8 protein-coding genes are annotated in these 14,411 nt (G+C 38.7%); 2 read left to right on the top strand and 6 right to left on the bottom strand.

Annotated elements, in window-relative coordinates:
- Positions 1-77 precede the first annotated feature (77 nt).
- Together PSF86_RS05330 and PSF86_RS05325 are read right to left on the bottom strand one after the other, a co-directional pair.
- Positions 78-1,676 carry a RagB/SusD family nutrient uptake outer membrane protein gene (locus PSF86_RS05330; protein WP_277899024.1) on the bottom strand — a complete coding sequence of 533 codons (1,599 nt, stop codon included), beginning with the start codon at positions 1,674-1,676 and terminating at the stop codon, positions 78-80.
- Between the two features lie 11 nt (positions 1,677-1,687).
- Positions 1,688-4,684 carry a SusC/RagA family TonB-linked outer membrane protein gene (locus PSF86_RS05325; protein ID WP_277899023.1) on the bottom strand — a complete coding sequence of 999 codons (2,997 nt, stop codon included), beginning with the start codon at positions 4,682-4,684 and terminating at the stop codon, positions 1,688-1,690.
- Between the two features lie 354 nt (positions 4,685-5,038).
- On the opposite strand from PSF86_RS05325, the gene PSF86_RS05320 reads away from it, so the two are divergent.
- Positions 5,039-6,592, top strand: a complete 1,554-nt coding sequence (locus tag PSF86_RS05320; protein ID WP_277899022.1) for a M61 family metallopeptidase — start codon at positions 5,039-5,041, stop codon at positions 6,590-6,592.
- A 47-nt stretch (positions 6,593-6,639) separates the two neighbouring features.
- On the opposite strand, the gene PSF86_RS05315 is transcribed toward PSF86_RS05320, so the two are convergent.
- A complete protein-coding gene (locus tag PSF86_RS05315) occupies positions 6,640-8,592 on the bottom strand; it encodes a glycoside hydrolase family 97 protein (RefSeq protein WP_277899021.1) in 1,953 nt (650 codons plus the stop codon).
- A gap of 355 nt (positions 8,593-8,947) precedes the next feature.
- Positions 8,948-11,176, bottom strand: coding sequence for a catalase/peroxidase HPI (gene katG / locus PSF86_RS05310; RefSeq protein ID WP_277899020.1), 2,229 nt, complete (start codon positions 11,174-11,176; stop codon positions 8,948-8,950).
- Between the two features lie 275 nt (positions 11,177-11,451).
- On the opposite strand from katG, the gene PSF86_RS05305 reads away from it, so the two are divergent.
- Complete coding sequence (locus PSF86_RS05305) at positions 11,452-12,585, top strand: PepSY-associated TM helix domain-containing protein (RefSeq protein ID WP_277899019.1); 1,134 nt, start codon at positions 11,452-11,454, stop codon at positions 12,583-12,585.
- 160 nt (positions 12,586-12,745) lie between these two features.
- On the opposite strand, the gene PSF86_RS05300 is transcribed toward PSF86_RS05305, so the two are convergent.
- Positions 12,746-13,192 (bottom strand): Fur family transcriptional regulator, encoded by a 447-nt coding sequence (locus tag PSF86_RS05300; RefSeq protein ID WP_277899018.1) that lies wholly within the window; start codon positions 13,190-13,192, stop codon positions 12,746-12,748.
- Between the two features lie 9 nt (positions 13,193-13,201).
- The gene (locus tag PSF86_RS05295; RefSeq protein WP_277899017.1) at positions 13,202-14,407 is read right to left on the bottom strand and encodes an efflux RND transporter periplasmic adaptor subunit; all 1,206 of its coding nucleotides are present in this window, start codon (positions 14,405-14,407) and stop codon (positions 13,202-13,204) included.
- Positions 14,408-14,411 lie beyond the last annotated feature (4 nt).

The raw sequence follows: 14,411 nt of genomic DNA, 5'->3' as shown, positions 1-14,411 counted from the left end.
TTTAATGCAAAAAGACGGATGAAACATCCGCCTTTTGGAGTGAAAAATCTACTTAAACTAACTCAATTATTATAAAATTAATATCCCGGGTTTTGTTTTAGGTTTGAATTGGTATTTAATTCTTCCAGACCTATAGGAAAAATAATGGTATGATCGCCTTGCGGTGTATGGTTGTACCAGTTCTTGGTTTGAAATACCCCAAAACGGATTAAGTCGGTTCTTCGGTGTGCCTCGGCAGCAAATTCCCAGCCCAGCTCATCTAGAAAACGACCGTATTGCACCGGCGATTGATTGCCCGGGGCATCAATGCTTCCATCTTCTGCCAAGGTTCCGTATTCTACTGTGGTATTGCCTTCCAGTTCTGCACCCGTTACATTGGCATCAGCCGGACTGTTGAAAGAACGCATGCGTACATCTGTTACAATTTGAGCGGCTTCCCCACTTTGCCCGGTTCTCAACAAACTTTCGGCTTTCATCATTAATACTTCGGTGTAACGTAAAAAAGGAAAGTCATTATTAAGTGCGCCTGTGGCTCCCGGTTCAATTTCGTATTTGCCACAACGGAAACCATCGGTAAAATCGCAATTGAATATACTAGGCATTTCCTTCACCAAGGTCATAACCACGCTACCATCTGTAGCGTTTAGCTGGTCGCCCATTAGCCAAGTGTCTGCCAATCTATTATCGGTAGCTTCATAACTATCAATAAATTGCGGGTTACAACTGGAGCCGCCCCATGGTTGGGCTTCCATATCGAACACCAAACGATGATCTGGCAACAGCATCTTCATATGTGCACTCCATTCCTGCGCATATATTTGATCGTAAGGAACTGCAAAAACCATTTCGGGGTTTCCTTCATTTTGGGCACTAAATATATCTCGGTAATTATCTGAAAGTGTGAATTCCTGACTGTTAATTATTTCATTGCAGGCTGCAATACATTTTTCCCATTGCGGCGTTCCGGTATAGACTTCGGCATTTAAATATACTTTTGCCAATACGTGATAAGCCGCCCATTTTGTCATACGTCCATATGTAGAGCCGTCAACGGTTTCTGTTAACGAAGGAATGATTTCTGTTAGCTCGGATACAATAAAATCGTACACTTCCTGACGTGTGTTCTGTGTTGGAATTTCGTCGCTATAACTAGCAATAATGGGCACGTTGCCATGAGTATCTATCAACATAGAATAATACAAAGCCCTTAAAGCCCTCATTTCTGCAATAATGCTAGCTGCCTGTTCTTCTGAAACGGGCAGGTTTCCAGATTCTATCTGTAAAATTACCCTATTGGCACTATTGATACCATTAAAACAAGTAATCCATGTATTTCTGGGCTGCCATTGGGTATTATCCCATTGATGGAAGTGCATACGTTTATATGTTCCGCCATCGTCCCAACCGTTGGGTCTTGTGGGGGTTACAATCATATCGGCAGGTTCTTCCTGAACATCAAAATATCCTTGCCAACCCATAATAAATCTTAATGGCGTATAAGCCGAAGCCATTACTGCAACGATATCGGAGTCGGCCGGAACAAAAGAATCTTCGGTAACTTCTGAAAATACTTCTTCATCTAAATTGGTGCACCCTATAGTTGTACAAGAAACGATTAGTGCAAGAGCCAAAAATTTTATGATAGAAGGAGTTAAATAACTTGTTATATTTTTCATCGTTTTAAATTTTATAATGTGAAATTAATTCCTAGTGTAAAGGTTCTTGTAGAAGGATATTTGTCCCGCTCGTCGTTGCCTGGTGCAAGTCCATCCCTATTCACTTCTGGGTCTATCCCCTTGTATTTGGTAAAAGTAGCAAGGTTGAGTCCCGAAAAGTAGATCCGGAAACTATCGGTAAATTTAAGTGCATCCTTTGGCAAGGTATACCCCAGGGTAACATTGTCTATTTTTAAAAAATCGCCGTCTTCCACATAATAGCTTACATACCGCTGTACATCGTTTAAAACAGCTTTTCCGTATACTTCATCAAAAGCAGAATCCAGTACATTGTAGCTCACTGTTGGGTTTTCGTAGAACATGCGGGAGAAGTTCAGGATTTGATAATCCATTGCCCCGCGTAAATTAATGTTGAAGTCCCAGTTTTTATACCTTACTGTATTGTTCCAACTGTAATAAGCGGTTGGAAGCCCGTTTCCTAAAACCTGTCTGTCTTCGGTAGTAGCCTCGGTGGCTGGGATAATGTCGCCTTCGGGAGTTTCAATAAGGAAAATTCCCTCATCCGTGATGTCCACACTTTTTAAACCGAAGAAATTCCCGATAGGCTCTCCTTCTTTTACCCGGTGTGTTTCAATTTGAATGGGCTCTCCGGTATATCCTTGATCAAAGAAATCGTTGGTTAGCTGAAATTCATCATTAGACAACGAAATAACTTCGTTTGTGTTTTTTGAATAAGTAAAATTGGCGGTCCATGTAAAATTTTCCGTTTGGAACGGTATTACGTTCAGCAAAACTTCCAAACCAGAGTTTTCCAGCTCGGCAACATTTGCAGCTATGGTTCCGTAAAAATATGGAGGTGTTGGTACGCTATAATCATACAAGGCGCCTTCTGTCCTTCTTCTATAATAATCGATAGCACCGCTTATACGGCTATTTAAAAAGCCAAAATCCAGCCCGAAGTTGAGTTCTTTTTTCTTTTCCCACCGTAAGTTCGGGTTGGCGTTTCTAGAAGGCACCAACTCACGTATCCAGTTTCCGTTGTTTAAAAAGTAATCGCCATAAGTTAGCCCACTTAAAGATTGGTAATTTTCTCCTGCATTAATCCCGGTAATACCGTAACCTGCACGAAGTTTTAAATTGTCTACCCAGTCAACATTTTCCATGAAAGCCTCTTGGTCTATGCGCCATCCGGCGGAAATTCCCGGGAAATTCCCCCATTTATTGTCTTCTCCAAAACGGGAAGAACCTTCGTGGCGTAAACTGGCAAGCAACAAATAACGATCATCATAATTATAAGTTACCCGCCCAAAGAAAGCGATTAATTTATCTGAATATTTATCGCTTCCCATTCCGGCTTCACCAAGTTGCAAGCCTTGTCCGGAACCAATATTGTTATAGGTAAAACCATCTGTTGGGAAACGCCTGTTGGTTGCCCAAAAGCCTTCGGTTACATTATCTTCATAATTGTACCCAGCCAAACCTGTTACGGTATGCTTGCCAAAAGTTTGTTTATAATCGAGCGTTAATTGCCCGTAATTTCCCCTATAATCATTTGTGCCCCTTGATGCAAAACCGTCTTGTGCATATTTTACAGTAGAAACATGGTTTTTGGTTTGATAAAAACCACGGATGTTCGAGTTCCCTTTTCGTGTATAAAGTCCTTTTAAGGTGAGGTTATCATTAAAATCGTAACTCATGCTAAAATCGAAACGTACATTTCTATAACGGTTCTCCCCAATGGTTTCTTCAATATAGCCTACAGGATTATCGTAAAAATAAACATCCCTTTCGTACCAATTTCCATTTTCGTCATAAATTGGTTCGGTGGGATTGCGTATAATGGCCTGTCTGTATATGTAAGGATCGAAACTGGTGCCATCGCCAAGGGCATTGTATACCTGTTCACTGGCGATCATGGCTATATTTGTTTTCAATTTATTATCGAACATGGCATGGTTAACACTAATCCGACCCGTGTATTTCTCTGTTTCAGATTTAAGAAATATTCCTTCCAAATCACGGTAATTTATAGAAGCTGTAATATTGGTAGCATCGTTCCCTCCTCTAAAAATCACGTTATGTACCTGGCTAAGTGCATCTCTGGTAATTTCATCGAGCCAATCGGTATCAGATCCAAAATCTTGCAGGTTTGCCCCCACAAAACTATAGCCTTCGGCATACTTTTGCCGTAATTCATCGGCATCAAGAAAATCCATCTGCCTTGCTATAGTAGACAAAGAAGAATACCCATTGTATTCTATGGTAGGTTTGGCATTGTAATTCCCTTTTTTGGTGGTAATGATAATAACGCCATTGGTTCCCCTTGTACCGTATATTGCAGTAGCAGAACCATCTTTTAAAACATCAATAGACTCAATATCTTCCGGGGCTACAGTGCTTAAGCTCCCAGGAACGCCATCTACCAAAACTAGCGGATCGGTACCCCCGGTAAGCGATGAAATACCCCTTAATTTTACCTGAGACCCTTGTGTTGGGTCTCCGGAAGGCGCAGAAATGGTCAATCCGGCAACTTTACCCTGAATAAGTTGTGCGGCATCTTTTACGTTCCCCTGTACAAAATCTTCAGATTTTACCGTTGCAACAGCGCTGGTTACATCGGCCTTTTTCTGGGTACCATAACCTATGACCACCACTTCGTCCAGTTCCTGTAAATTATCTTTTAAAATAATATCGAGTGAAGTTTTATTTCCAATTGGGGCTTCATAAGTTTCAAAACCAATATATGACACCACAATGGTTGAATTGGCAGCACTTACATTTAGTTGAAAATTCCCATCAAAATCGGTTACAACCCCGTTTGAAGTATTTTTTTCTGAAACCGATGCCCCAGCTATGGGAATCCCGTTTTCGTCTCTTACAATTCCCTTTATATTTTGTTGTGAAAAAGAAGAAAAAGAGGTCAAAAAGAAAGCCAGTACGTAAAGCAATTTGTATTTGTTAAAATTACTTCCATGTATAGCTCCAATGGATGAATTGGTTTGTTCCATAATTAATAATTTTACTGGTTAAATTGTTAGTTTTTAAATAGATAAAACAACCTATGTGATGTACATAAACTGCTTTTTCTTATTACGTGTTAGTTTAACACTTGTAAAATTATGACTATAAATGTTAAAGAATATTTAAATATTAGCATATACTAATACTATATTATCTAATACTTAAAGAAAGACATGTAAAATAGAAGAAAATACATTAATATATATTAAAAAAAAGAAATATCTCAAAGTAAAAAATAAGCTGATAATATTTTATTAGCATTGGTTAATATTGACCGTGTTTTATATAAACCCAAACATTATATTTACAATTTCCGGCACACTTAAACCAATTTACATTAAATGAAGAAACCTTATTACCTCCTGATATTCCTTACAATTATTGCAAATAATTTAAGCGCTCAAAAAGGCAATATCTTAATTAATTATACGGTATCCATAATAGACCCTGAGCATCATACATTCCAAATGGAACTTGAGTTAAAGGGTCTTGACAAAGATACCATACAACTTAAAATACCAAATTGGACACCGGGTTATTATCAATTTAAAGATTACGCATCGACCATAGAAAACATAAGTGCGGAGCGTAAAGATGGAACTGCCATTCTAGTTGAAAAAATCAACAAAAATACTTGGCAGATCATTAAAAAAGTACAGGATGCTATTTATATAAAATACAATGTAAAAGCCGAAAAACAGTTTGTTGTCGATAGCTTTATGGATGCTACGCATGCATATATAATACCTGCAAACAATTTTTTGTACCCCGAAGGCTATTTAAACAATGAAGTACAAATAAATATCAACCGTGGAGAATCTATAAAATGGCACAACATTGCTACGGGCCTTACATTGGTAAACTCTAAAACAAGTACATACCGTGCAAAAAATTTCGATTTTTTATATGATTGTCCAATTTTAATTGGTAATCTAGACGAATTGCCTTCATTTGAAGTAAAAGGAATTCCCCATAAATTTATAGGTTACAAACTTGGCGATTTTGATGGTGCAGATTTGATGAATAGGCTACAAAAAATAATTGAAGCCGCCGTGGACATTTTTGATGATATTCCGTACAATCAATATACTTTTATCGGGATTGGGCCCGGTCGGGGTGGAATAGAGCACTTAAACACTACTACTGTAAGTTTTGACGGAAACCAGCTTACATCGGAAGAAAGCATTAACCGTACCTTAAATTTCTTGGCACATGAATATTTCCACCATTACAATGCAAAAAGAATTAGACCATTCGAACTGGGCCCGTTTGATTACGAAAATGGCAGTAAAACAAACCAGTTATGGATAGCCGAAGGCTTGACCGTTTACTATGAATATATAATATCGAAAAAATCGGGAATTATAGATAAACAAATATTTTTCAACGACTTAGAATCACATATCAATGCAGTGGAAAGTAATCCCGGACGGAAACATCAATCTTTGGCTCAGGCCAGTTTTAATACATGGAAAGATGGCCCATTTGGAAACTTAAAAGATGAAAAAGGTAAAACCATTTCTTATTACGACAAAGGCCCCATTGTTGGGCTTTTCTTGGACTTTGCAATTAGAAACGCTACCCATAACGAGAAATCCCTTAACGATGTAATGAAAACATTGTATTGGAAATACTACAAAGAACTTAATAGGGGCTTTACCGAAGCAGAATTTCAAACTGTATGCGAAACCATTGCCGGGGTCTCACTAGCAAAAGAATTTGAATATGTTTATACCACCAAGGAATTGGACTATAACAAATATTTAAACTATGCCGGCCTAAAAATTGAAAAATCCAGTGATGCAAATGGTAAGGTCGCACTTTATAGGATCAAGGAAATAAAACAACCGTCAGCGCTTCAGAAAAAAATACAAGGTGCATGGTTGCAACAATAACCATACACCTTCTGTTTTGTCTATTTTATTTTTATACCGAAAACCAATTATTCAGGCGAGATAACCCCTATCCAACCACCCCCAGAATGCATGGAAATATCCAATCCGTCGGTTGATGAGATTGTTTGTTTTTTAACCGAATAGTCTTTGGCAACTTTATCAGAATTTATGCCATCTTCAAACCAAACAATGTTGTATTTCTTTTTTGAATCTAAAAAGGACATGTCTATTTTAAAGTCGCGCGGGGTTTCATCGGTTAGTCCGGCCACATACCAGGTGTCTTTATTCTTTCTGGCCAAGACTAAATAGTCTGAAATTTTTGCTTCGATCACCTTTGTATCTTCCCATGTGGTTGGTATTCTGGATATAAACCCGGTACTTTCTGGATTGTTGTAATAATTGGACGGGCTGTCTGCCAGCATTTGCAAAGGGGCCTCGAACATTACATATAGGGCCATTTGGTGGGCACGGGTACCCAATGTCATTGGCCTGTTAAAGCGAACGGCATAATTATCTTGATGTGCATTGTCCATACCACCTGGCGTATAATCCATTATCCCGGCAGTCATTCTTGTAAAGGGAAGGGTTAGGTCGTGCTCTGGTGTAATTTTATCGGTCCATTTATTATTTTCCAATCCTTTTACGGCTTCATAATTAATTATGTTCGGGTAAGCCCTGCGCATGCCCGATGGCTTCATTCCTCCATGATAATCTACTAGTAAATGGTGCTCGGCAGCCGTTTTGGCCAAACGCTCGTAAAAATTTGTTACGTATTGGTCGGCTCTTTGTATAAAATCGACCTTTACCCCTTTTATCCCCCATTTTTCGTACTGGGTTAAAAGGGCTTCCATATTGCTGTCTAAAGGCCGCCATAGGCTCCAAAGTATAATGCCCACATTTTTTTTCTTGGCATAAGCCGTTAAAGATTCCATGTCTATATCCGGGTTGGGCTCCATTACATTTAAAGTAGATTTAGACCATCCTTCGTCCAATATTATGTACTCCAAACCAAATTCAGCGGCAAAATCTATGTAATATTTATAGGTCTGTGTATTTAAACCACTTTTAAAGGGCACATTGTAAACATTGTTTGCATTCCACCAGTCCCATGCTACTTTTCCGGGTTTTATCCATGTAGTATCTTTTATTTTTAAAGGTGATGCCAACTGGTAGACCAAATTATTTTCTACTATTTGCTTGTCGTTTTCCGAAATCATAAACAAACGCCAAGGAAAAGTCCTTGCCCCGGAAGTTTTTGCAATATATGGAGCCGCTTCTTTTATTTTCTCCAACCGGTCCTGATCTTCTTTTAGTGGTTCGGTGCTTAAAACATAGTTGGGAAACAAGCTTTTAAATCCTTTTTCTGATTTTTCTAAAAACAGGTTTGGGTAATCGTATAAATCTGCCTCTGTTATGGATACACTCTCGCCCCGTTTATTGGTGAAAAGTGTTGGTAGTGCCGCAATTGTTTTAGGTTTTATTTCTGAAACTTGTGTTTTTGTGTAGTAATTTTCAAAATGCGAAATCAATTGTTTTTCTTCAGGTAAATAGCATTGATAATCTGACGGGAAAGAAACATCTATGCCTTCGTCCATTACTTCATCATTGCCTTTAAGTTTGGAAACAAAACGGTATGCTACACCATTGTTGTATGCCCGGACCTCAAAATTAAAATCATCGTAATTTAAGGTAAGTAAGTTATAATGATCCGTAATCCTGCTGGATTTGGTAGGCACAATGGCAGTAATTTCATTGCTGATTTCTTCAACGTTACTATCGTTAGGCTCTTTACCCTGTCCAAAAGTTTTTCCGGAAGCAAACTTCATTTTCGGACTAATATTTTCAACCAAAACATTTCCGTTAAGGTAAATCTTTAAATTAAGGCCTTTCTCGTGTGTTACAGCTACTTTAATGTGGGTGTTTGGGGAACTGAGGTTCTGCTGGGCAGCGACTGAACCTATAAAAAGCCACCCAAAAAGGCAGCATAAAAGTGTTTTCATTATAATTATAAGTTTTAAGTGTGGTTATTGGCTGGCTAAATTTATTAATTTTAAAATTAAACATTCAATATTTGCATTGGTTTATATTTTTCATACCATGCCTCATGCTATACCCCACGACAAACAATTGTTGATTATCAGTTTATTAAATATTTTGAAAATATTTTAATAAGCTACATAATCTGTACGCACAAAAAAGAGGCTGTCTAAAAAGCTGTAAACCCTGATGTCATGCTGAGCCTGTCGAAGCATAATTCGCTGAATGTCAACAAGTATTCGACAAGCTCAGACTGACAAAACAAGTTTAAATAGGGCTTTTTAGACAGCTACCTTTTCATAATTGTTTTTTAATAAATTACTTTGTTAAATCAAAGCGGTCAAGGTTCATAACCTTGTTCCAAACAGCTACAAAATCGTTTACAAACTCTTTTTCGGCGTCCGAACTTCCATAAACTTCGGCCAAGGCACGAAATTCGGAATTAGAACCAAAAATAAGATCGGCCCGTGTAGCGGTCCATTTTAATTCCCCCGTTTTTCGGTCACGTCCTTCAAACACTTCTTCATTATCTTCCGAAATTTTCTCCCAAACCGTACCCATATCTAGCAGATTTACAAAAAAATCGTTAGTCAATGCTCCCTGACGTTGGGTAAACACACCGTGTTTAGAATGGTCGAAATTAGTATCGAGAACCCTCATTCCGGCAAGTAAAACCGTAGCTTCCGGAGCTGATAAGGTTAAAAGCTGAGCCTTATCTACCAACAATTCTTCTGTTGATACTGAAAATTTAGTCCTGCGGTAATTACGAAATGCATCTGCATAAGGTTCCAAATATTCAAAAGCTTCTACGTCTGTCTGTTCTTGTGATGCATCCATACGCCCCGGCGTAAATGATACTGTAACATCGTGCCCACCATTTGCGGCAGCCTGCTCCACTCCTACGCATCCTGCCAGGACAATAAGATCGGCCAAAGATATTTTTTTGTCACCGCTATTAAATTCTTTCTGAATTTTCTCGAGTTCTCCCAACACTTTGGCCAATTGCGATGGATTGTTAACTTCCCAATCTTTTTGAGGCATTAAACGTATACGCGCACCGTTTGCACCACCGCGCTTGTCGGAACCACGAAAAGTAGAAGCCGATGCCCATGCGGTAGACACCAATTGTGGAACGGTTAATCCCGTGGCCAGTATTTTAGTTTTTAAACCGGCTATGTCAAGGTCGTTTACCAATTTATGGTCAACTTCGGGAATTGGGTCTTGCCATAAAAGTTCTTCCGTAGGCACTTCCGGGCCAAGGTATCTTGCTTTTGGCCCCATGTCTCGGTGCGTTAATTTATACCATGCGTGGGCAAAAGCATCGGCAAACTCGTCTGGATTTTCATAAAATCGTCTGGATATCTTTTCGTATTCTGGATCAAACCGTAATGACAAGTCGGTAGTCAACATGGTAGGCAAGTGTTTTTTTGTTGAGTCGAAGGCATCGGGTATTATAGCCTCTGCATCCTTGGCAACCCATTGTTTGGCTCCGGCCGGGCTTTTTGTTAATTCCCATTCGTAACCAAAAAGGTTTTCAAAAAAATTATTGCTCCATTTGGTCGGGGTTTTTGTCCAGGTCACTTCGGGGCCTCCGGTAATGGCATGAGCACCAACCCCGGTCTCAAAACTGTTTTTCCATCCAAAACCCTGAGCTTCAATAGGGGCCGCTTCCGGTTCGGCACCTACATAATCGGCAGGGCTTGCAGCACCGTGGGTCTTTCCAAAAGAGTGCCCTCCAGCAATTAATGCTACGGTTTCTTCATCGTTCATTGCCATCCGTTTAAATGTTTCGCGAATATCTTTTGCTGCCGATACTGGATCTCCATTTCCATTAGGTCCTTCTGGATCTACATAAATTAACCCCATAACCACGGCCGCAAGCGGGTCTTCTAAATCCCTTTCACCAGAATAACGTTTATCTTCGAGCCACGTTGTTTCAGACCCCCAATATACATCTTCATCTGGTTCCCACACATCCATACGGCCTCCGGCATAACCAAAAGTTTTGAATCCCATTGATTCCAATGCAACGTTTCCGGCCAGCACCATCAAGTCTGCCCAAGAAATCTTTTTACCGTACTTTTGTTTAATTGGCCAAAGCAACCGTCGTGCTTTATCAAGACTGGCATTATCGGGCCAGCTATTTAACGGGGCATAGCGTTGTTGCCCAGAGCCTGCGCCTCCTCGGCCGTCACCAATTCTATAAGTCCCCGCACTATGCCATGCCATACGAATGAACAAGCCTCCATAATGGCCAAAATCAGCAGGCCACCAATCTTGGGAGTCTGTCATTAAATCATTTAAATCTTTCTTTAGGGCCTTGAAGTCAAGTTTAGCAAACTCTTTTGCGTAATCAAAATCGTCTCCCATTGGATTTGACAGCGGAGAATGTTGCCGCAATACATTCAATTTCAATCTATTGGGCCACCAATCTTGATTGCCTGTTCCTCCACCGGCAGAAAATTTTGGAGCACTGCCCAAAAAAGGACATTTACCTTCGCTTTTTGAACCATGGGATAAGTTATTCCCGGATGTTTTGTTTTCCATTTTAAAGATTTAGATTTTAGAATTTATAATACTTTACACATAAAGATACATAATGCTATTCTATAGGTTGGTTAGTTTTCGATAGATTAAAATTATAGCATAATAATTATTATTTCTTTTAACCCTGTATAATTTACGGAATAATTATCAAGCTGCAAAAATCAATTTTCACCATATATTTATTTGTTCGTAAACTAAAAATATCTTCATGTTTCTTTTCATTAATTTATGCTATTCCGTTTATATTTGCTCATTCGTTCATACTTAAAAACAACGTGGCAAAAAAGAAGAAAAGTTTATTTAGAAAATTTAATGACCAGATACATCTTTGGCTTGGGCTAATTTCTGGTATTGTGGTTTTTATTGTTAGTATTACCGGTTGTTTTTATGTGTTTGAAAGGGAAATAAAAAATGCTATGGAACCTTGGCGGACCGTAAAAGCTCAAAATAAGCCTTTTGTGCCCCCAAGCTTATTATTGGATACTGCCAACATATACATGCCGCACATAAAACCTACTGGTTTGACCTACGGCAGCAAAAAAGGAGCAGCAGCTGTTGGTTACAGTTATTTTAAAGATGACAAACAATACTTCTCGGTAGTATTTTTAAATCCATATACAGGAGCCTTTATAAAAAAGCAACAGCCTATTGGCGGGAATGAATTTAATTTTTTTCAATTTATTATTGACGGGCATCGTTCTTTATGGTTGCCATATACTATTGGAAGGCCCATTGTTGGCATTTGTACATTGATATTTGTAATTCTTCTATTTACCGGATTAATAATGTGGTGGCCAAAAAAGTGGAACAAAACTAATTTGAATAACAGTTTTAAGGTAAAATGGAACGCTAAATTTAAACGCCTTAATTACGACTTGCACAATGTTGTGGGATTCTATGCTCTTGTTTTTTCCTTTATATTGGCAGTAACCGGTTTGGTATGGAGTTTTGAATGGTTTGGGAATTCCCTGTATTACATTACTTCTGGTGGGGAAGTCAAATTGGAACACAGTCACCCACATTCTGATATTTCTAAAGCTCATTTATATTCTAATGATAGTATTTCCGCGCTCAATAGGGCTTGGTATATGGTAATTTCTCAAGAAAGCAATATGCAGGGAATGTATTTGTCCCCAACCCCTGAAGATAAAGATGATGCCATAGAAATTATAGTATATCAAGATTCCAAGACATATTATAATAGAAGCGAATATTATTTTGATCAATACTCATTAAAACCATACCGTGTTAAGGGTGACCGCTATGAAGAAGCAAGTTTTGCCGACCGTTTATCCATGCTTAATTATGATATCCATATAGGCGCCGTTTTAGGCCTCCCCGGAAAAATTTTAGCCTTTTTTATAAGTTTAATATGTTTGTTTGGGAGGGATGTACTTACATTGCCATAAAAAAATGATATTCTGTAAAAAGATACATAAATATAAGAATTTTTTCCTTGCATTATCTATTTTATTAAAAGCCCAAAATTAGAACGGCTTCTAATTAGATAACATGACATTTGTCATATATTAAAAACAAAGAAAGTATACGGAAGGGAAACAAAAGGTATTAATTGTCTTTATTACAATCTTCACAAATCCCTTTTGCCATAAGGCTTAAATCCAATACTTTATAATTATTTGGAAGAGCTACTTTTGGTATTTTATGGTCGGTAAGGCAAAAAGTTTTTTGGCATGAGGTACAATAAAAATGTAAATGCATATCGCTATGGTGCTCATCGTCGCAATCATTATCGCACAATGCATATTTAACAATCCCGCTCCCTTCTTCAATGCCATGGACAACGCCTTTTTTCTCAAAGGTCTTTACGGTCCTGTATATTGTGGTCCTGTCTACCGGAATGGAAAGGGACTCATCGGTAAGAAAAGCTGTTTCAATATCGGTCAGGGAGATGGCCTGCTGTTTCTCTTGCAATAAATTATAGACCAACAACCGCATAGCTGTTGGTCTAATTTTTTTGTTTTTTAATTTATTTTCAATATTCGCTGTATCCATATTTTATCATTAATGGCTATGAGAGGTACTCCCCTTTTTCATTTCTGCAATCAAGTCAAAAGCCCTATTGTAGCTAAATTTTGTTCCGCCGGGTATGGAGTCTGCCAAATGTATTTCGGTCCATCCGTCAAACGATATTCCTGTTTCTACTTCCACGGGAGTGAACTTCCATATTTCCTTGCCGTTTTCTTCGGCCTTTTCACCCATAAAGATAATGGATTTATTCTCATTTTCTACAATAGCGGCCTCGGGAAGTGCATAGGCTGTTTCTTCACCGGTTTGTATGCGTCCATTTATGTACATTCCCGGTATTAGGTTTTCTCCTTTGTTTTCAATCTCTGCATGTACGTGCACTGCCTTGGGTGATGTTTCAAATTGTTTTCCAATGGACCGTATTTCACCTTTTAAGTGTTTTCCGGGAATGGACTGCACCGTAAAATCAATTGGCTGGCCTTCTTTAACCTGAAATACATCTTTTTCAAAAACCATTAAATCGGCATGCACATGGTCGTTATCTACTATAGAAAATAGTTCGTCTTGCGGGTTTACATATTGGCCTAAATTTACACCAACCTCTTCTACATACCCCTTGATTGGTGCTACAATGGAAACTGCATCAACAATGGTCCCATTTTTTATTTTATCGGGGGAAACGTTTAAATGGCGTAGTTGCGACTCGTACCCTTTTGATAGTCCAAGTGCCGATTGATAAGCCGCCTGGCTTCTTTGTATTTCCTTGCCGGAGCTCACACCTGCATCGTACAGCCGCTTTTGCCGATCGTATTCCTGTTCCTTAAAAACCATATCGTTATATGCTTCTATATATGCCGTTTGCAAATTGATAATATTGGGGTGAGAAACCCAAGCCAATACCTGCCCCTTTTCAACTTGGTCGCCTTCTATTACATTAATACGTTGCACGTTTACGCCCAAAGAAGCGGTTACCGTTGCCTCATATTGGGGCGGTACTTCCAGTTTTCCGTTAGCTTCAACATATTTTGGGATAGGACGTTTTTCCAAGCTTCCAAGCTCAATTCCGAGTTGGGCAATTTGTTCTTTGGAGAGTTCAAGCACATTTTCTTCTTCATGCCCTTCCCCTGCTTCATAGGCTTCTTCTTCTTGATGGCTTTCTTCGGTTTTTTCCTTATTTCCGCATGACGTAAAAAAGGCTAAAAACAATGCTGCACCTATTACTATATATCTATTATTTTTCATCTGT

Origin of the sequence: Galbibacter pacificus (assembly GCF_029603165.1) — a bacterium.
Classification (GTDB): Bacteria; Bacteroidota; Bacteroidia; order Flavobacteriales; family Flavobacteriaceae; genus Galbibacter; species Galbibacter pacificus.
The sequence above is the reverse complement of the archived record's forward strand: the minus strand, read 5'-3'. Positions and strand labels throughout refer to the sequence as shown.